Origin of the sequence: Buttiauxella massiliensis (assembly GCF_902500225.1) — a bacterium.
Lineage (GTDB): Bacteria > Pseudomonadota > Gammaproteobacteria > Enterobacterales > Enterobacteriaceae > Buttiauxella > Buttiauxella massiliensis.
In genome coordinates this window covers 154,066-173,209 of record NZ_LR722656.1, presented here as the reverse complement: position 1 = coordinate 173,209, position 19,144 = coordinate 154,066, and the positions used below count along the sequence as shown (strand labels likewise).

Below are 19,144 nucleotides of genomic sequence, written 5' to 3'. Positions count from 1 at the left end.
CCGCAAATCAGGACGCCAGTCCGAGAGCGCGTTTGACCGGAGCAAAGCTACGACGATGATGTTCAGTCGCGCCATGCTCTGCCAGCTTTTCCAGATGGAAAGCTGTGGGGTAGCCCTTATGTTGGGCAAAACCGTATTGCGGGAAAGAGAGATCAAGCTCTGCCATTTCACGATCGCGCGTCACTTTGGCAATTATTGATGCAGCACTTATTTCTGCAACCCGGCTGTCACCTTTTACCACAGCCAGAGAAGGCATAGGCAATGCAGGACAGCGGTTACCATCAATCAATACATATTCAGGAACCACGCACAGGCCAGCGACGGCACGCTGCATCGCAAGCATGGTGGCATGCAAAATGTTTAACTGGTCGATCTCTTCTGGCTCAGCACGGCCAAGACTCCATGACAGCGCCTTTTCGACGATTTCATCGTACAGCGCATTGCGGCGTTTTTCTGAGAGTTTCTTAGAATCAGCAAGGCCAATGATAGGCTTTGCAGGATCGAGAATAACCGCTGCAGTGACGACTGCGCCAACCAGCGGGCCTCGACCCACTTCATCAACACCTGCGACCAGATGTGTATGAGGGTAAATAAATTCAATCATTGAGCGAGCTCCAGCACGGCATTCGCCGCCTGCTCATCGGCGTTACAACGAATTTGCTGATGCAGTTCGCGGAAGGTGTCATGCATTTGGTGGCTCTGCGCCCCATCTTCAAGCAGCGGGCCAAGCGCCTTTGCAAGCGCATTGGGCTCGCACTCATCCTGCAATAATTCTTTAACCAGTTCACGACCAGCCAGCAGATTTGGCAGTGAAACGTAATCCGTTTTGACAAGGCGCTTCGCAAGCCAGAAAGTGAACGGTTTCATGCGATAACCAACCACCATTGGGCATTTCGCCAGCATGCACTCAAGGGCTGCGGTACCCGATGCCAGCAATGCGGCATCGCTTGCGACCATCGCTTCACGCCCTTGTCCATTGAGCAGGTGCATCGTCAGGTCAGGTGCGACTTCTGCTTTGATACGCTCGAACTGCTCACGCCGTTTGGCGTTAACCAGCGGAACGACAATTTCCAGCCCCGGGAAACGCTCACGCAGCAAAAGAGCTGTTTTCAGGAAATCCGCGCTGAGCATTTCAACTTCTGCGCCACGACTCCCCGGTAATAGCGCCAGGCATTTAGCCTCTGGGGAAATCCCCAGAGTCGCGCGTGCGGCATTTTTATCAGGATCAAGCGGCATGGCATCAGCCATGGTATGACCGATAAACCGACACGGGACATTAAATCTATCGTAAAACGCTTTTTCGAAAGGCAGAAATGCGAGCACTAAATCCGTTGCTCTGCCAATTTTGAAAACGCGTTTTTGCCGCCATGCCCAAACGGAAGGGCTGACGTAATGAATGGTGCGAATACCCTGCTTCTTAAGATTGCCTTCGAGCGTGATGTTGAAATCAGGCGCATCGATGCCGACAAAAACATCTGGCTGCAATTCGGTGAAACGGCGCGTGAGATCGGCTCGGATATGTAATAAGCGACGCAGGCGACCGAGCACTTCAACAATGCCCATTACCGCTAGCTCTTCCATCTCATACCAGGCTTCGCAGCCTTCAGCCTGCATCAAAGGCCCTGCAACACCAATAAAGCGAGCATCAGGATGACGGGCTTTCAGAGCACGAATCAGACCTGCGCCAAGAATATCGCCGGAAGTTTCTCCGGCGACCAGGGCAATCGTAAGCGGACGACCAGGTTTCATTTAGCGAATCAGACCACGAGTTGAACGTTCAAAAAATTCAACAAATGCGTTCACTTCTGGATGTTGCTCGGCAATCGCAGCAATCTCAGGCTTCGCTTCTTCGAAGGTTTTCCCGCTGCGGTAGAGAATTTTATACGCGTTGCGAACAGCGTGTATCGCTTCTCTTGAGAAACCGCGGCGTTTCAGACCTTCGATATTTACGCCGAACGGCGTTGCGTGGTTGCCCTGCGCAATAACATACGGTGGAACATCTTGTGCCACACCAGAACACCCCCCCACCATCACGTGCGCACCGATAATGCAGAACTGATGCACAGCGGTCATACCACCAATGATTGCGAAATCATCAACGGAAACGTGACCAGCAAGAGTTGCGTTATTTGCGAGGATACAGCGGTTACCGACCGTACAGTCATGCGCTACGTGAGCGTTGACCATCAGCAGGTTATCGCTACCCACCTTCGTCAAACCACCGCCCTGCTCTGTTCCACGATGGATGGTGACGCTTTCGCGAATGCGGTTGCGATCGCCAATTTCCACACGGGTCGGTTCACCAGCATATTTAAGATCCTGGTTAACTTCACCAATGGAAGCGAACTGATAAATCTCGTTGTCACGGCCAATAGTCGTGTGACCATTTACCACAACATGAGATTTCAGAACGGTACCTTCACCGATTTCAACATGCGGACCAACAATACAAAACGGACCAATATGGACGTTAGCACCAATAACGGCACCTTCTTCCACAATGGCGGATGGATGAATAAAGGCGGATTTATCAATCACGTATTAACTCTCCCGGCTGCGGGCACACATCATAGTTGCTTCACAGACAATTTTACCGTCAACAGTTGCCACGCCTTTAAAGCGCGTCAGACCACGGCGGGTTTTCTCGAAAGTAACTTCCATGACCATCTGGTCACCAGGTACGACTGGGCGTTTGAAACGCGCTTCATCGATACCAGCAAAGTAGTAAAGCTCACCAGGTTCCAGTTTCCCTACGCTTTTGAACGCAAGAATACCGGTGGCTTGCGCCATTGCTTCAAGAATCAGCACGCCCGGGAAAATCGGTTTACCAGGGAAGTGGCCCTGGAAAAACGGCTCGTTTACTGTGACATTTTTTACTGCACGTAAAAAACGCCCTTCTTCAAAATCCAGCACGCGGTCTACCAGTAAGAACGGGTAACGGTGTGGCAGAAGTTCCAAAATCTCTTCGATGTGCAGAGTATGAGTGTCGGTAGTCAAGATACTCTTCCTGTCTAAATGTACCAAATGACAATAATAACACGGCCTGCGACTATCTCTGGATAGCTAGCAGGCCGCAAATCAGTAAGCACTAACGCGTCTTGGGCGGGTGACTTTTAGTCTTGTTGATTGATTTTTTTCTCAACGGATTTCAAGCGTTTGCTGATCTCGTCGATATTCATCACCAACGCGGCTGTTTTACGCCACACTTTGTTCGGCTGTAATGGAATACCTGATGAGTAAACCCCCGGCTCTGTGATAGGGCGCATTACCATGCCCATTCCAGTCACAGTGACTTTATCGCAGATTTCCATATGGCCATTGATAACACTGGCACCACCAATCATGCAGTAACGGCCAATTTTCAGGCTGCCTGCCATGATCACACCGCCAGCAACAGCAGTATTGTCGCCAATCACAACGTTATGTGCAATCTGGCATTGATTATCAATGATAACACCATTGCCAATAATCGTATCGTCTAGTGCGCCACGGTCAATCGTAGTACAGGCACCGATCTCGACACGATCGCCAATGATCACGCGGCCAAGTTGGGGGATCTTCACCCAGTTGCCACGATCGTTAGCGTAACCAAAACCATCTGAACCGATGACGGTACCGGACTGAACCAGGCACTGTTCACCAATCTGGATTTCATGGTAAATCGAAACATTCGCCCACAGGCGTGTGCCAGCACCAATTTTGGTGTGTTTACCCACGAAACAGCCAGGGCCAATTACGACGTCATCACCCAGCACGACACCAGACTCGATAACCGCATTAGCGCCAATGGCTACGTTATTACCCAACGTCGCAGTTGCATCAATCACTGCACTTGGTGCGATGTTTTGAGCAGGTTGCGGCGTGGAATCAAGGATTTGCGCCATGCGAGCATATGTGAGGTAGGGATTCTTCACTACCAATGCAGCGCTATGTGCGAAAGGGAGGTCGGCTTCAGTCATAACGACGGCAGAAGCCTGGCAAACAGCCAATTGCTCACGGTAACGTGGGTTAACCATAAACGTAATTTGGCCAGCCTGGGCCGTTTGCATAGATGCAACGCCGGTGATGACGAGATCGCCATCACCGTGCAAATCTGCATCCAACTGCTGGGCTAAATCAGCCAGTCGAATTGAAGACATTACTTATTTAACCTGTTTCAGAACATCTGAAGTGATGTCTTTAACACTGCTACCTGCATAAGCAACGGTGTTAGCATCCAGAACTACGTCGATGCCTTTGTCGTCAGCAATTTTCTTCACTGCGCTCTGAATACGAGTAACAAGTTTGCCACGCTCTTCGTTAGAACGACGTTGACGATCTTGTTCGAATGCCTGAGCTTTAGTCTGGAACTGCTGACGTTGAGCCATCAGATCTTTTTCAGCTTTGCTGCGGTCAGCAGATTTCATGGTAGAGCCATCACGTTGCAGCTTTTGCATTTTGGATTGCAGGTCGCCTTCCATATTCTGCAACTCGCTTGCGCGGCCTTTAAACTCGTTTTCAAGAGTTTTAGACACACCGGTGCTCTGTGCTACCTGTTGGAACAGGTTGCCCATGTTTACTACAGCAATGCTGTCAGCTGCTTGAACGCTGGCAGATGCAGCCATAGCGAGGCCAAGACCTGCGGCAAATAACCACTTTTTCACAATAAACTCCTTACCATCCCGAATGTGTCCGAAGACACTCTTTTTTGCGTGTGCCAGTTCTGCATTTCGCGAACTGGCATCAACGCTACACTGCTTTTATACAATCCTTCGCACAGAACAGTTACCAGGTTTTACCAATGTTAAACTGGAACTGCTCCGCTTTGTCGCCTTCGTACTTCTTGAACGGTTGGGCATAAGAGAAGACCAACGGCCCCAGCGGTGACATCCATTGCAATGCGATACCTGCTGACATACGAATATTACTTGGGTCACTGTAGTCCGGAATCCCGTCTGCAGAATACTTGGTATTATCCCAGTTAGTATCCCAAACAGTACCTGCATCCACGAACAGAGAGGTACGAACTGAGTTCGCATACTTCTCGCTCAAGAATGGCGTTGGCGTGATAAGTTCAAGACTTGCCACTGCCATTGCGTTACCACCGACTGCATCATCAGAACTACACACTTCAGTTGATGAAGCTTTGTTACAGTTATCTGTATCATTGCCGCCATAATAAACAGCTTTAGGACCAATGTTATTGGACTGGAAACCACGAACAGTACTGGAACCACCGGCATAGAAGTTCTCATAGAACGGCATTTCTTTGCCGCCTAGACCATCACCGTAGCCCCAACGAGTACGTCCTAACATGACCCACGTATGATCTTCATCAATTGGGAAGTAGCTTGCCGTATCCAGAGTGACTTTATAGAACTCGTTATCAGAGCCCGGCACGGTAACTTTACCGTTCAGGTTCACACGTGAGCCTTCCGTTGGGAAGTAACCACGGTCAAGCTTGTTGTAAGTCCAACCATAGTTCAGCGTGAAGTCATCTGCAGCAAAACCATTGTCATCAGATGACGTGCTAGCCGATTGACCAACAGAATCCAGATAACGCCACATCGCAACCTGCGGTTGCATGTTGGACAGGTCGTTGTGAACGTAACCTAAGCCCAGACGCAATGTGTTGTTTTCGTTAACCGGGAAGCCAAGCGTTCCGTCCACACCATAACTTGTGTTGGTGTAGTCAGAAAGATCCGCATCATCAGCTTTAAAGTCATTGTAGAAGACGCGGCCGCCGAGGCTCACACCGTCAACTGTAAAGTATGGATCGGTTACCGACAATTCAGCATATGTCTGATAATCGTTTTTAGTACCGTTGATACCTACCGAGTATCCTGTTCCTAACCAGTTGTCCTGCTGGACACCTACCTGGAAGCTGATACCACTTTCAGTACCGTAACCCACACCGAAGTTGAAGCTACCGGTGTTACGCTCTTTAACTTTGTAGACCACATCAACCTGGTCAGGGCTACCTGACACACGTTGCGTATCAACATCTACAGTTTCGAAGTAACCCAAACGATTCAGACGATCTTTACCTGAGTTCACAAGATCGCTACCCAGCCAGGTCCCTTCCATTTGGCGCATTTCGCGACGCAGGACTGAATCTTTACTGGTGTCGTTGCCTTCAAAACGAATTTTACGCACGTAATAACGGTTACCAGAATCAACGTTCACATGCAGTTTAACGGTCTTATCTGCATCGTTGATTTCAGGTTGCGTTTGCACACGTGGATAGGCGTAACCATAACGACCCAATAATTTCTTGATGTCGTCTTCCATCTTGGTCACTTTGGTGCCGTTATAAAGCTCACCTGGTTTGAGCTTAGTCAGCGTTTCAATTTCTGCTGAGTGCCCTGCCAGATTACCGTTCACCGTCACGCCAGCAATCTTGTACTGATCGCCTTCTGTAACGTTGATGGTCACGTAAATACTTTTCTTATCAGGCGTCAAACTGACCTGAGTCGAATCGATGTTAAAGCGGGCATAACCGCGATCCAGATAATAACTGCGCAGCGTTTCGAGATCGCCGGCCAGCTTCTGTTTCTGGTATTTACGGTCACCCACCACGTTCCACCATGGCACTTCATCGCGCAACTGGAAATGCGAAATGAGTTCATCAGTCGTAAACGCATGGTTACCGACGATGTTGATTTGCTGAATTTTGGCAGAAACACCTTCCTGGAATACCAGTTTCAGGTCAACACGGTTACGCGGCAATGGCGTAACAACGGCTTTCACGCTGGCACTGTATTTACCAACGCTGTAGTAGAAATCTTCCAGCCCTTTTTCAATATCAGCCAGGGTCGTTCTATCCAGTGATTCGCCGACACGCACACTAGAAGCCTCGAGGTTCTGCTTGAGCATGTCGTCCTTCACGGACTTGTTACCGGAGAAGGTAATACTCGCGATTGTCGGGCGTTCTTTCACCTGAACAACTAACGTTTCGCCATCACGAAGTACCCGGACATCTTCGAAGTTCCCGGTAGCAAACAGTGAACGAATAGTATTACTGATATCCTCGTCAGAGACAGTATCGCCTACGCGAACCGGCATGCTGAGGAGGGCCGCACCGACGGCGACTCGCTGCAGGCCTTCGAAATGAATATCCTTCACCACGAACCCGTCTGCACCGTATACGGTGGCGCTGCTAAACAGCAGCGACGCTATGAGCAACTTTTTCATCGCCATCGTTGTTATGCGTTCTTCCTAACCTATTCTCTCTAAAACCGAGAGAAATCATTGAAAAGTGCAAGCCCCATCAACAGCACCAGCAATATAGAGCCAATGCGGTAACTAAAGTCTTGAACTCGCTCGGAAACCGGCCCACCCTTCAGCTTTTCAATCGCCAAAAAGAGCAGATGTCCCCCGTCCAGGACGGGTAACGGAAACAGGTTGATTATCCCCAGATTGACGCTAATCAGCGCCAGGAACATCAGATAGTAAATCAACCCAGATTCCGCTGACATCCCTGCCCCTTGAGCTATAGAGATTGGCCCACTGAGATTATTCAGTTTGATGTCACCGGTTATTAATTTTCCCAGCATGTTGACTGTAAGCTTCATCAGTTGCCAGGTTTTATCCGTGGCTTCCGCGACAGCAGCAAACGGCCCATACTGGCGTACTGTTTTATACTCATCAGGCAGCGGGATAACCTTTGGTACTACCCCCGCAAACCCTTCAGCCTTCGCTTTACCCGGTTTTGTATCCGGTATCAGCGTTAAAGACAAGAGCGCCCCTTGTCTTTCTATTTCTAGCTCCAGTGGGTGACCTGGATTGTCACGCACCTGGCTAACAAATTCTGTCCACTGAGCAAGCGCCGCACCGTTGACTTTAACGATCCTGTCCCCGGCTTGCAAACCCGCTTTGCTCGCTGCGGAATTGGGCTGTACTTCTTGTAATACCGTTTCAATTTGCGGTCGGCGTGGCCCGATGCCTAATGAGGTGATCGGATCCTGCTTTTCTGGCTCAAATTGCCAGTGGCGCAAATCTAGCGTTTTCTCACTTTTCAGATTTGAACCTAGTGGTGCCAGCGTAAGATTAACACTGTCATCACCAATCTTTGCCATCAACTCAAGTTGAACCGATTCCCAGTCAGGCGTTTCGATACCATCTATCGCTTTAAGTTCCATGCCTGGTGCAATTTGTGCTTCTGCTGCTATCGAGTTGGGTATTACTTCACCAACAACCGGACGAACACCAGGGACACCGATGATAAACACCAGCCAGTAGGCAAACACAGCGAAGATGAAGTTAGCAATAGGACCGGCTGCAATAATCGCAGCGCGTTGAGAAACGGCTTTGTTATTAAAGGCCTGATGGCGTAGTTCCGGCGTAACCGGCTCAACACGTTCATCAAGCATTTTGACATAACCACCCAGTGGGATCAGGGCGATTACAAATTCGGTACCGTGGCGATCAGAACGACGCCAGAGAGCTTTACCAAAACCAATGGAAAAGCGCTCCACTTTGACGCCACAGCGGCGAGCAACCCAGAAATGGCCGAACTCATGCACGGTAATTAATACACCCAGTGCGACAATAAACGCAGCCAAATTCCAGAGTAAGCTCAGCATATAACCTTCCGTTAAATCGTCCTGAATACCAGCAATAACAGACAGGCAAATACCGGTACTGCTGCTGTGAGGCTATCAATGCGGTCAAGGATACCACCATGACCGGGGATCAGGTGACCGCTATCTTTAATCCCTGCTTCACGCTTAAACATGCTTTCGGTTAAATCGCCCAATACTGATGCAAGAGCGGCAATCACCGAACAGGTCAACAGAATAGCCGGCGACACATCCAGATTCGCCCACATGCCGAACAGCACGGAGATAATCGCAGAAGTGAACAACCCACCAAAGAAGCCCTGCCATGTTTTACCCGGGGATACTTTCGGCGCTAATTTATGTTTGCCAAACATTTTGCCAAACATATAAGCACCAGAGTCAGCACCCCAGACCAGAACCATCACATACAATAGCCAGATTGAGCCAGTGTAGTGGTTAATATCGTAATGCCAGTTACGTAATACAATCATGCCCCAGAAAAATGGCACAATCGTTAATACGCCAAACAACAGACGCAACGTTTTTGAGTTGCGCCAGATTGATGCTGAACCCGGATAAAACAACACCAGTAACAGCGCGGCAAACCACCAGGCAAGTGATGCCCATAGCGAAGCCTCAATCAACGGAATATGAACCGTACGCTGGTATTCGGGTAATGCATAAAGCATTAATGCCAGTAACAGACCACACAACACAGCAAGCCAAACACGTTGAGAACGTGCTTTAAAACCTGCCAATTGTCCCCATTCCCAGGCTGCCAGCATACATACCACGAGGGTTGTAATAGCAAATCCTACTGGTGGAAGCCAGAATAACGCGGCAATAACCACCGGGATTAAAATAAACGCAGAAAGCAGGCGATACTTCAGCAAAAGTGACCCCCAACAGGCTTACTCACTACCAGGTGCTGTGCCGCCAAAACGACGCTCTCGATTTGCAAAAGCATTTAGTGCACCTTCAAAGTCTTGTTCATCGAAATCAGGCCAAAGAACATCGGTGAAATAAAGTTCTGCGTAGGCAATCTGCCAAATCAGAAAATTACTAATACGATGCTCTCCCCCTGTCCTAATTACTAAATCTACGGGAGCCAGTTCATTCATGCAGATTTGCTTACTCAGCATCTCTTCATCAATCTGGTCTGGACGCAGTAAGCCTTCTTGTACCTGTTCGGCAAGATGCCGCACACCTTGAATAATATCCCAACGACCGCCATAGTTCGCGGCAATATTGAGAGTCAAACCTGTGTTGGCACTCGTTAAGTCTTCGGCTTTTTTGATACGTTCTTGCAGGCGAGCATTAAATCGGCTGATATCGCCGATAATACGCAAACGGACATTGTGACGATGCAAACTTTTGACTTCACTGTCTAAAGCCCACACAAACAACTCCATTAGTGCGCTAACTTCTTGAGCTGGACGATTCCAGTTTTCACTACTAAAAGCATAGAGCGTAAGCGCATCTATACCATTATTTGCCGCAAAACTTACCGCCCGGCGAACAGATTTCGCCCCCGCCTTATGGCCGGAAACCCTCATCTTCCCTTGTCGTTTCGCCCAGCGACCGTTGCCATCCATAATAATGGCAACATGGCGCGCGCCATGTTCGGATTGTGTTTCGCTTAATTGTTGGTTTGCAGACAACATAACGCGTAATTATTCCCAGATAAGGATTAAGCGGTACTCAGAATGATCTCAGCTTTTACATAAAAAAGCCGTGCTATAACACGGCTTACCAATCTTTCAGTCAGTTATTCCCGGCTGAAAGATGGCGCAGACTATATCACTGAAGCACAAAGCTAACAAATAGAGGCATATCAGCTGAATAAATAATCATCGAGAAGCGATGCGCGTCACCAAACCTCGGGCAACCTCGCGTGCTTTCGCATCAACAGCAAGAACCTCTTCCACACTCTTCGGCTCAGTCAATTCAACACTATCAAGGACGGCACGATTTAACGAAGCAATATCTGTAAAACGTAGTTGTTGTTGCAAGAAAGCCTCAACCACAATTTCATTTGCAGCGTTCAGTACGGTCGTTGCTGCCTGCCCTTGCTCAAATGCTTCCATCGCAAGCTTCAGGCAAGGATAGCGATGATAGTCCGGTTCCATAAAGGTGAAAGTACCGATTTTACAAAAATCGAGTGGTTCAACACCCGACTGCACGCGTTCAGGAAATGCCATAGCGTGCGCGATAGGCGTGCGCATATCCGGAGCGCCTAACTGCGCTAGTACACTACCATCACGATAACGAACCATCGAGTGGATAACCGACTGCGGATGTATCAGTACTTCCATTTGTTTAGCTGAAGCATTGAATAGCCAACGAGCTTCAATGTATTCGAGACCTTTGTTCATCATGGTGGCCGAGTCGACTGAGATTTTACGTCCCATCGACCAGTTCGGATGGCTACAAGCCTGGTCCGGAGTCATTGCTGTCAGTTCACCTAACGGCGTCTCACGGAATGGGCCACCTGACCCGGTAAGAATAATCGATGAAACGCCATTACCCTCAAGTTCAGCGTACCCGAGGTTTTGCTGAATTGTTTCCGGTAAACTCTGAAAAATTGCGTTGTGTTCGCTGTCGATAGGCAGAAGCTGAGCGTGGCTTCGTTGTACAGCATCCATAAACAGACGCCCACAAGTCACCAGTGCTTCTTTATTTGCCAGTAACACTTGCTTGCCTGCCGCAATCGCCGCAAGAGTGGGTAACAGGCCTGCAGCACCAACAATAGCCGCCATAACCTGGTTCACTTCTTCCAGCGCAGCCATTTCACAAGCTGCCTGCTGCCCTGCCAGAACTTCAGTGCTACTCCCCTGCTCTTTAAGCAAACGGCGTAACTCACCGGCAGAGATTTCATCATCCATTACTGCCCAGCGAGGCTTGAACTCCAGGCACTGCTCAGCCATGCGCGCGACATTTTTCCCGGCTACGAGTGCCGTGACGGAAAACTTATCAGGATTATGACGAACAACGCTAAGGGTACTGGTACCGATGGATCCGGTAGAGCCAAGAATGGTCAGTTGCTTCATGGGGCGCTCTGGAGTTTTAATATTAACAATCATATACCCAAAATAATTCGAGTTGCATTTAGGCGGCAAGAGAGCAAGTCCCGATGAGCTTACATGAGTAAGTGATTCGGGTGAGTGAACGCAGCCAACAAAGATGCAGCTTGAATTATGACGGGTATAAAAACAAAACGCCGTAGACAATTACCGTGGCGTGAGCCACGGCTTGCATACGGCGTTTGATCCGTCATCTCAACGGATTAGAACTGCATCAACTCAGCTTCTTTCTCAGCAAGCGCAGCATCTACTTTCTTGATAGCAGCATCAGTCATTTTCTGAACGTCGTCCTGAGAACGGCGATCGTCATCTTCACTGATTTCTTTATCTTTCAGCAGCGCTTTAACTTTGTCGTTAGCATCACGGCGAACGTTACGAACCGCCACACGTGCGCCTTCAGCTTCGCCACGTACAATTTTGATCAAATCTTTACGACGTTCTTCAGTCAGTGCAGGTAGTGGAACACGAATGTCAGTACCAGCAGAGCTTGGGTTCAGACCGAGGTCGGAAGTCATGATCGCTTTCTCAACGGCCTGGCTCAAAGAGCGGTCAAACACGTTGATCTTCAGTGTGCGAGAATCTTCAACCGTTACGCTTGCCAATTGGCGCAGTGGAGTCGGGGTGCCGTAATACTCCACAATGATGCCGTCCAGCAAAGATGGGGAGGCACGGCCGGTGCGGATTTTACTGATTTGGGTTTTGAATGCTTCTACGCATTTTTCCATACGCACTTCGGCATCTTTTCTGATATCGCTAATCACGTTACGAATCCTTGAAAACTGGTTTAGGGCAGACCACACTTCACGCCGCTATGCAGACGCTGCGAGCTAAGTATAGCCCTGTTTATTCATGGCGCCCGTGGGGGTTGCCTGTTAACACTATCTGAAACTGAATCTTACCCTGATTAAGCATCGACTGAAATTATTCAGTGATCAATGTGCCTTCTTTTTCACCCATGACCACACGGCGAAGCGCACCAGGTTTGTTCATATTGAAAACACGAATCGGTATTTTGTGATCGCGGGCCAGCGTAAACGCCGCCAAATCCATCACTTTCAGTTCTTTTTCCAGTACTTCGGTATAGGTCAATTGCTCACAAAGCGTGGCGGTAGGATCTTGTACCGGATCCGCAGTAAACACGCCATCTACTTTCGTGGCCTTCAGTACTACGTCCGCTTCAATCTCAATACCACGCAAACACGCAGCAGAGTCAGTAGTAAAGAATGGATTACCGGTACCAGCTGCCAGGATAACTACGCGGTTATTGCGCAGCAAGCTGATAGCTTCTGCCCAGCTGTAGTTATCACATACGCCATTCAATGGAATAGCAGACATCAGGCGGGCGTTCACATAGGCGCGATGAAGCGCATCACGCATTGCCAGGCCGTTCATTACGGTTGCCAGCATGCCCATGTGGTCGCCCACAACACGGTTCATACCGGCTTTTGCCAGGCCAGCACCGCGGAATAAGTTGCCACCACCAATCACCACCCCGACCTGAATACCCAATTCAACCAGCTCTTTAATTTCCTGAGCCATACGATCAAGGATGCTTGCATCAATACCGAAGCCTTCGGTACCTTGCAGCGCTTCGCCGCTTAGCTTGAGCAGAATGCGTTTGTAGACAGGTTTTGCATTGGTAGCCATGATTCTTTCCTGGGAACAGTCAACGAATGGGGATGGTAAATTCAGACGACATAATGTCGCATATCAACAAGATCTGTATCAGAGCAGGCTGATTTTTAAAGCCAGATAAAAAGGAACCGCCAATTGGCGGCTCCCTTTAAAAATTAAGACTGCTTGGACATTGCAGCAACTTCTGCTGCGAAGTCAGTCTCAACTTTCTGGATGCCTTCGCCCACTTCAAAGCGGATGAAGCCAGTTACGTCAGCATTGTGCTCTTTCAGCAACTGACCAACAGTTTTGCTTGGGTCGATAACGAAAGGCTGACCAGTTAGAGAAACTTCACCGGTGAATTTCTTCATACGGCCTTCAACCATTTTCTCTGCGATTTCTTTCGGCTTGCCAGACTGCATAGCGATGTCCAGCTGAACCTGGTACTCTTTCTCAACAACTTCTGCAGACACGTCTTCTGGCTTAACGAATTCTGGCTTGCTTGCAGCAACGTGCATAGCGATTTGCTTAACCAGCTCTTCGTCAGCGCCTTTAGCTGCAACAACAACACCGATGCGAGCACCGTGCAGGTAGCTACCCAGAACATCACCTTCCAGAACAGCAACACGACGAATGTTGATGTTCTCACCGATTTTAGCAACCAGTGCAACACGCTCTTCTTCGAACTGTGCTTTCAGTACTTCGATGTCAGTAACTTTGCCTGCAGCAGCAGCGTCCAGCACTTTGTCAGCAAATGCCTGGAAACCACCATCTTTAGCAACGAAGTCAGTCTGGCAGTTTACTTCCAGAATCACAGCGTAGCCGTCTGCGATCTTAGTTTTGATCACGCCGTCAGCAGCTACGTTGCCTGCTTTCTTAGCCGCTTTGATCGCACCAGACTTACGCATGTTTTCGATTGCCAGCTCGATGTCGCCATTAGCTTCAGTCAGTGACTTTTTGCAATCCATCATGCCTGCGCCAGTACGTTCACGCAGTTCTTTTACCAGAGCAGCAGTAATATCAGCCATTCTAAAATCCTCGGTTATCTCGTAGAGAGAGATAAGCCCTGGTCCACGGAATAGACGAACCCTGGCTCAAAATAAAAAGGGGCCTGTACAGGCCCCCTAACCAAACTATTCAATATACCCGTTATCTTTCTAGCCGCAGGGGCGTTGGCTGTACTCACTCACCCAGTCACTTACCTAAGTAAGCTCCTGGGGATTCTTGAGCTTGCCGCCTGGCTGCAACTCGAAATCTAAAGGGTATACTTGGTTAATAAGAGCTCAAATAAGAGCGAACCTTATTATTCAGCTTCTACGAAGCTTTCTTCTGCCTGAGAAGCCAGATCCTGAGAGCGGCCTTCACGAACGGTAGCAGCTACAGCACCCAGATACAGGGTTACAGCACGGATTGCATCGTCGTTACCAGGGATAACGAAATCAACGCCATCTGGATCGGAGTTAGTATCAACGATAGAGAATACTGGGATACCCAGGTTGTTCGCTTCTTTGATTGCAATGTGTTCGTGATCAGCGTCGATTACAAACAGAGCATCCGGCAGACCGCCCATATCCTTGATACCACCCAGGCTGTTTTCCAACTTCACCAGCTCACGGGTACGCATCAGCGCTTCTTTCTTGGTCAGTTTGTCGAAGGTACCGTCCTGAGACTGGATTTCCAGGTCTTTCAGACGTTTGATGGACTGACGAACAGTTTTCCAGTTAGTCAGCATACCGCCCAACCAGCGATGGTTCACGAAGAACTGATCGCAGCTCAGAGCAGCTTCTTTTACTGGTTCGCTTGCAGCACGCTTAGTACCAACGAAAAGGATTTTGCCTTTACGAGAAGAAATCTTGCTCAGTTCAGCCAAAGCTTCGTTGAACATAGGTACAGTTTTTTCAAGGTTGATGATGTGAACTTTGTTACGAGCGCCGAAGATGAAAGGCTTCATTTTCGGGTTCCAGTAACGGGTTTGGTGACCGAAGTGAACACCAGCCTTGAGCATGTCGCGCATGGAAACAGTTGCCATGATTAAAACCTCTATATAAAAGTATGGGGTTAAGCCTCCACGTATCCCATATTACCGACCCCTAAGGGCACCCCGGAATATGTGTCGATACGTGTGTGTTATTTACACAAAGTGAGAGTGTTGGCTGTATCCGAAAAATCGGAATACAAGTCCGGCGCGCTTTATACCATAAAACAGACCCGGACTCCAATAGTTGTTAGTTGATAGTGCGCACACTGATTCTCGATTTGGCACCGATCGTAGGCCCTGATACCATTGCCCCACTACTGCTCAATTATTGTCGATAACGACGACACCTGCGGATCGAATTAATGGCTATCTCAATTAAAACACCTGAAGAAATCGAAAAAATGCGCGTCGCGGGCCGTCTTGCCGCTGAAGTGCTGGAAATGATTGAACCCCACGTACGACCGGGCATCAGCACGGGTGAACTGGACCGTATTTGTAGCGATTACATCATTAACCAGCAGCATGCTATTTCTGCCTGCCTGAACTACCACGGCTTCCCGAAATCCGTGTGCATTTCCATTAACGAAGTGGTCTGCCATGGTATTCCTGATGACGCTAAAATCCTGAAAGATGGAGATATCGTCAACATCGACGTAACTGTCATCAAAGATGAATACCACGGTGACACCTCGAAAATGTTCATCGTAGGCAAACCGACTATTCTGGGCGAGCGCCTGTGCCGTATTACTCAAGAAAGCCTGTATTTGTCACTGCGCATGGTAAAACCAGGCATTCGCCTACGCACTCTGGGTGCTGCAATTCAGAAGTTCGTTGAAGCTGAAGGTTTTTCTGTGGTTCGCGAATACTGTGGACACGGTATTGGCCGCGTATTCCACGAAGAACCGCAAGTGCTGCATTACGATGCTGATGATGGTGGCGTGGTGCTGCAACCGGGTATGACTTTCACTATCGAACCGATGGTGAACTCCGGCGATTACCGCATTCGCACCATGAAAGACGGTTGGACGGTGAAAACCAAAGATCGCAGCTTGTCTGCACAATACGAGCATACTATTGTGGTGACAGATAACGGCTGCGAAATTCTCACTTTACGCAAGGATGACACCATCCCCGCGGTGATTTCGCATAACGAGTGATATGCCTGGCGAAAGTCAGCAATCGAAGCCGGCTTATGCCGGCTTTTTTTATGGATGGCGACATGACACCGAGCTTACCCGAGCAGTACGCAACCACAGTGCTTCCTGAGATTTCCGGGCAACCTGAATACCCCGTCAACTGGACAGATTCAGAGCTTAATTGCGCCGAAATTAAAGCCCGCCTCGACACTTTCCAGCAGTGGTTGGGGACAGCATTTGACGACGGTATTTCCGCCGAAAAACTTATCGATGCCCGCACCGAGTTTATCGACCAGTTACTGCAACGGTTGTGGGTAAATTACGGTTTTGGTGATGTCGCAGAAACCGCGCTCGTCGCGGTGGGTGGTTACGGGCGCGGTGAACTTCATCCGTTATCTGACATTGATTTGCTGATACTCAGCCGTAAACGTCTGAGCGAGCCACAATCCCAGAAAATCGGTGAACTTCTCACGCTGCTGTGGGACGTAAAATTAGAAGTCGGCCACAGCGTACGCACGCTTGAAGAGTGCCTGCTCGAAGGTCTTTCTGATTTAACAGTTGCCACCAACCTGATTGAGTCGCGCTTACTAATTGGCGATGTCGCACTCTTCCTTGAACTGCAAAAACACATTTTCAGTGACGGCTTCTGGCCATCCGCCAAATTCTTTGCTGCAAAAATTGATGAGCAAAATGTTCGTCATCAGCGTTACCACGGCACAAGTTATAACCTCGAGCCAGATATCAAAAGCAGCCCCGGCGGTTTGCGTGACATCCATACGCTGCAATGGGTCGCGCGCCGCCACTTTGGCGCCACGTCCATGAGTGAAATGGTCGGCTTTGGTTTTTTAACCGAAGCAGAAAGAAATGAACTGGATGAGTGCCAACACTTGCTGTGGCGTATTCGCTTCGCTTTGCATCTCGAAGTAAATCGTTATGACAACCGTTTGTTATTCGACAGGCAGCTCAGCGTTGCTCAGCGTCTGGATTACAACGGTGAAGGCAATCAGCCGGTCGAACACATGATGAAAGATTTCTATCGTGTGACCCGTCGCGTCGGTGAGCTTAACCAAATGCTGTTGCAGTTGTTTGATGAAGCGATTCTAGCGCTAGATGCTAGCGAAAAACCGCGCCCACTGGACGATGACTTCCAGTTACGTGGCACTCTGATTGATCTGCGTGACGAAACGCTTTTTATGCGTGAACCGCAGGCCATTTTGCGCATGTTTTACATGATGGTGCGTAACCGTGACATCACCGGAATTTACTCAACCACCCTGCGCCATTTACGCCATGCGCGTCGCCATTTAGTACAGCCGCTTTGCTACATTCCGGAAGCGCGCGATCTCTTCCTCACCATATTGCGCCACCCCGGTGCAGTGAGCCGCGCCTTATTGCCAATGCATCGTCACAGTGTGTTGTGGGCGTATATGCCGCAGTGGTCACATATTGTCGGGCAAATGCAATTTGACCTGTTCCATGCTTATACGGTCGATGAACACACCATTCGCGTGCTGCAAAAACTGGAAAGCTTCGCGAAAGAAGAAACTCGTCCAAAGCATCCATTATGTGTCGATCTCTGGCCGCGCCTGTCGCATCCAGAGCTTATCCTGATTGCCGCTCTGTTCCATGATATCGCCAAAGGCCGTGGCGGGGATCACTCGGTTCTCGGCGCACAGGACGTTTTAAAATTTGCTGAGCTTCACGGGCTGAACTCTCGCGAGACGCAACTTGTCGCGTGGCTGGTGCGCCAACATTTGCTGATGTCGGTCACTGCGCAGCGCCGTGATATCCAGGACCCGGAAGTGATTAAGCAGTTTGCCGAAGAAGTGCAGACTGAAAACCGCCTGCGTTACCTGGTCTGCCTGACCGTCGCTGATATCTGTGCGACCAACGAAACTTTATGGAATAGCTGGAAACAGAGCCTGTTGCGTGAGCTCTATTTCGCTACCGAAAAACAGCTGCGACGTGGAATGCAAAACAGCCCGGATATGCGTGAGCGTGTGCGCCACCACCAGCTTCAGGCGCTGGCATTACTGCGTATGGATAACATCAACGAAGAGGCACTGCATAATATCTGGCGTCGCTGCCGGGCGAACTATTTTGTTCGCCACACGCCAAACCAAATTGCATGGCATGCGCGCCACTTGCTCAAGCACGACCTCAGCAAACCGATGATTTTGCTTAGCCCGCAGGCAACGCGCGGCGGCACAGAGATTTTTATCTGGAGCCCTGACCGCCCTCACCTGTTCGCCGCCGTTTGTGCCGAGCTGGACAGGCGCAACCTCAGCGTTCATGACGCCCAAATATTTACTACGCGCGACGGCATGGCAATGGACACCTTTATTGTGCTGGAGCCGGACGGCAGTCCGCTTTCAGCCGACAGGCATGACCTTATCCGCCACAGCATTGAACAAGCCATTACGCAGGCAAGCTGGCAAACACCTCAACCGCGCCGCCAGTCTGCCAAACTGCGTCACTTTACCGTCGATACTGAGGTGAATTTCTTGCCAACGCATACCGACCGAAGAACGTTCCTGGAGCTGATTGCGCTGGATCAGCCAGGCTTGTTGGCGCGAGTGGGAGAAGTGTTTGCCGATCTCGGAATTTCGCTTTACGGGGCGAGAATTACGACAATTGGCGAGCGAGTAGAAGATTTATTTATAATAGCCACCGCCGACCGGCGTGCTCTTAATAATGAGTTGCAAGAGGAAGTACAGCAACGGTTGACAGCGGCCCTTAATCCAAACGATAAATAACAGTCTGTTAATTTCGTCACAATCAGGAAAATGTTCA

At 49.4% G+C, this 19,144-nt stretch carries 17 protein-coding genes; 2 read left to right on the top strand and 15 right to left on the bottom strand.

All coding sequences use genetic code 11. From position 1 onward, the window contains the following. Positions 1-7: 7 nt before the first annotated feature. From rnhB to rpsB, 15 genes are all read right to left on the bottom strand, one after another. Positions 8-604, bottom strand: a complete 597-nt coding sequence (gene rnhB, locus GC128_RS15145; RefSeq protein ID WP_134186980.1) for a ribonuclease HII — start codon at positions 602-604, stop codon at positions 8-10. Next, positions 601-1,749, bottom strand: coding sequence for a lipid-A-disaccharide synthase (gene lpxB, locus GC128_RS15140; RefSeq protein ID WP_151995006.1), 1,149 nt, complete (start codon positions 1,747-1,749; stop codon positions 601-603). Before lpxB ends, rnhB begins: the two co-directional genes overlap by 4 nt. Beyond that, on the bottom strand, positions 1,750-2,538 hold the full coding sequence (gene lpxA / locus GC128_RS15135) for an acyl-ACP--UDP-N-acetylglucosamine O-acyltransferase (RefSeq protein WP_151995005.1): 789 nt from the start codon (positions 2,536-2,538) through the stop codon (positions 1,750-1,752). It lies immediately after the preceding gene. A 3-nt stretch (positions 2,539-2,541) separates the two neighbouring features. Then, positions 2,542-2,997 carry a 3-hydroxyacyl-ACP dehydratase FabZ gene (fabZ, locus tag GC128_RS15130; RefSeq protein ID WP_064516336.1) on the bottom strand — a complete coding sequence of 152 codons (456 nt, stop codon included), beginning with the start codon at positions 2,995-2,997 and terminating at the stop codon, positions 2,542-2,544. Positions 2,998-3,113: 116 nt separating this feature from the next. Continuing rightward, entirely contained in the window at positions 3,114-4,139 is a 1,026-nt protein-coding gene (lpxD, locus tag GC128_RS15125) for a UDP-3-O-(3-hydroxymyristoyl)glucosamine N-acyltransferase (RefSeq protein WP_151995004.1), read from the bottom strand. A 3-nt stretch (positions 4,140-4,142) separates the two neighbouring features. After that, positions 4,143-4,643: a molecular chaperone Skp gene (gene skp / locus GC128_RS15120; protein ID WP_151995003.1), complete on the bottom strand. Its 501-nt coding sequence runs from the start codon at positions 4,641-4,643 to the stop codon at positions 4,143-4,145. Between the two features lie 121 nt (positions 4,644-4,764). Further along, complete coding sequence (gene bamA / locus GC128_RS15115; protein ID WP_151995002.1) at positions 4,765-7,179, bottom strand: outer membrane protein assembly factor BamA; 2,415 nt, start codon at positions 7,177-7,179, stop codon at positions 4,765-4,767. Between the two features lie 32 nt (positions 7,180-7,211). Continuing rightward, a complete protein-coding gene (gene rseP, locus GC128_RS15110) occupies positions 7,212-8,564 on the bottom strand; it encodes a sigma E protease regulator RseP (protein WP_151995001.1) in 1,353 nt (450 codons plus the stop codon). A gap of 11 nt (positions 8,565-8,575) precedes the next feature. Continuing rightward, positions 8,576-9,433 (bottom strand): phosphatidate cytidylyltransferase, encoded by an 858-nt coding sequence (gene cdsA, locus GC128_RS15105; RefSeq protein ID WP_064516326.1) that lies wholly within the window; start codon positions 9,431-9,433, stop codon positions 8,576-8,578. An 18-nt stretch (positions 9,434-9,451) separates the two neighbouring features. Further along, positions 9,452-10,204: a (2E,6E)-farnesyl-diphosphate-specific ditrans,polycis-undecaprenyl-diphosphate synthase gene (gene ispU, locus GC128_RS15100; RefSeq protein WP_064516324.1), complete on the bottom strand. Its 753-nt coding sequence runs from the start codon at positions 10,202-10,204 to the stop codon at positions 9,452-9,454. A gap of 186 nt (positions 10,205-10,390) precedes the next feature. After that, positions 10,391-11,590, bottom strand: coding sequence for a 1-deoxy-D-xylulose-5-phosphate reductoisomerase (ispC, locus tag GC128_RS15095; RefSeq protein ID WP_151995000.1), 1,200 nt, complete (start codon positions 11,588-11,590; stop codon positions 10,391-10,393). A 236-nt stretch (positions 11,591-11,826) separates the two neighbouring features. Beyond that, the gene (frr, locus tag GC128_RS15090) at positions 11,827-12,384 is read right to left on the bottom strand and encodes a ribosome recycling factor (RefSeq protein WP_034460857.1); all 558 of its coding nucleotides are present in this window, start codon (positions 12,382-12,384) and stop codon (positions 11,827-11,829) included. A gap of 160 nt (positions 12,385-12,544) precedes the next feature. Next, the gene (pyrH, locus tag GC128_RS15085) at positions 12,545-13,270 is read right to left on the bottom strand and encodes a UMP kinase (RefSeq protein WP_064516322.1); all 726 of its coding nucleotides are present in this window, start codon (positions 13,268-13,270) and stop codon (positions 12,545-12,547) included. A 143-nt stretch (positions 13,271-13,413) separates the two neighbouring features. Beyond that, positions 13,414-14,265, bottom strand: coding sequence for a translation elongation factor Ts (gene tsf, locus GC128_RS15080; RefSeq protein ID WP_151994999.1), 852 nt, complete (start codon positions 14,263-14,265; stop codon positions 13,414-13,416). Positions 14,266-14,540: 275 nt separating this feature from the next. Next, complete coding sequence (gene rpsB / locus GC128_RS15075) at positions 14,541-15,266, bottom strand: 30S ribosomal protein S2 (RefSeq protein ID WP_034460860.1); 726 nt, start codon at positions 15,264-15,266, stop codon at positions 14,541-14,543. Positions 15,267-15,577: 311 nt separating this feature from the next. Here rpsB and map point away from each other — a divergent pair, with 311 nt between their 5' ends. Beyond that, positions 15,578-16,372 carry a type I methionyl aminopeptidase gene (map, locus tag GC128_RS15070; protein WP_151994998.1) on the top strand — a complete coding sequence of 265 codons (795 nt, stop codon included), beginning with the start codon at positions 15,578-15,580 and terminating at the stop codon, positions 16,370-16,372. A gap of 62 nt (positions 16,373-16,434) precedes the next feature. Then, entirely contained in the window at positions 16,435-19,107 is a 2,673-nt protein-coding gene (gene glnD, locus GC128_RS15065) for a bifunctional uridylyltransferase/uridylyl-removing protein GlnD (RefSeq protein WP_151994997.1), read from the top strand. Positions 19,108-19,144 lie beyond the last annotated feature (37 nt).

Excerpts from the sequence above, each read along its gene's own strand:
- tsf (WP_151994999.1), bottom strand. The coding sequence starts at position 14,265 with ATGGCTGATATTACTGCTGCTCTGGTAAAAGAACTGCGTGAACGTACT.
- map (WP_151994998.1), top strand. The coding sequence starts at position 15,578 with ATGGCTATCTCAATTAAAACACCTGAAGAAATCGAAAAAATGCGCGTC.
- pyrH (WP_064516322.1), bottom strand. The coding sequence starts at position 13,270 with ATGGCTACCAATGCAAAACCTGTCTACAAACGCATTCTGCTCAAGCTA.
- lpxB (WP_151995006.1), bottom strand. The coding sequence starts at position 1,749 with ATGAAACCTGGTCGTCCGCTTACGATTGCCCTGGTCGCCGGAGAAACT.
- bamA (WP_151995002.1), bottom strand. The coding sequence starts at position 7,179 with ATGGCGATGAAAAAGTTGCTCATAGCGTCGCTGCTGTTTAGCAGCGCC.
- rseP (WP_151995001.1), bottom strand. The coding sequence starts at position 8,564 with ATGCTGAGCTTACTCTGGAATTTGGCTGCGTTTATTGTCGCACTGGGT.
- rpsB (WP_034460860.1), bottom strand. The coding sequence starts at position 15,266 with ATGGCAACTGTTTCCATGCGCGACATGCTCAAGGCTGGTGTTCACTTC.
- glnD (WP_151994997.1), top strand. The coding sequence starts at position 16,435 with ATGACACCGAGCTTACCCGAGCAGTACGCAACCACAGTGCTTCCTGAG.
- ispU (WP_064516324.1), bottom strand. The coding sequence starts at position 10,204 with ATGTTGTCTGCAAACCAACAATTAAGCGAAACACAATCCGAACATGGC.
- rnhB (WP_134186980.1), bottom strand. The coding sequence starts at position 604 with ATGATTGAATTTATTTACCCTCATACACATCTGGTCGCAGGTGTTGAT.
- ispC (WP_151995000.1), bottom strand. The coding sequence starts at position 11,590 with ATGAAGCAACTGACCATTCTTGGCTCTACCGGATCCATCGGTACCAGT.
- lpxD (WP_151995004.1), bottom strand. The coding sequence starts at position 4,139 with ATGTCTTCAATTCGACTGGCTGATTTAGCCCAGCAGTTGGATGCAGAT.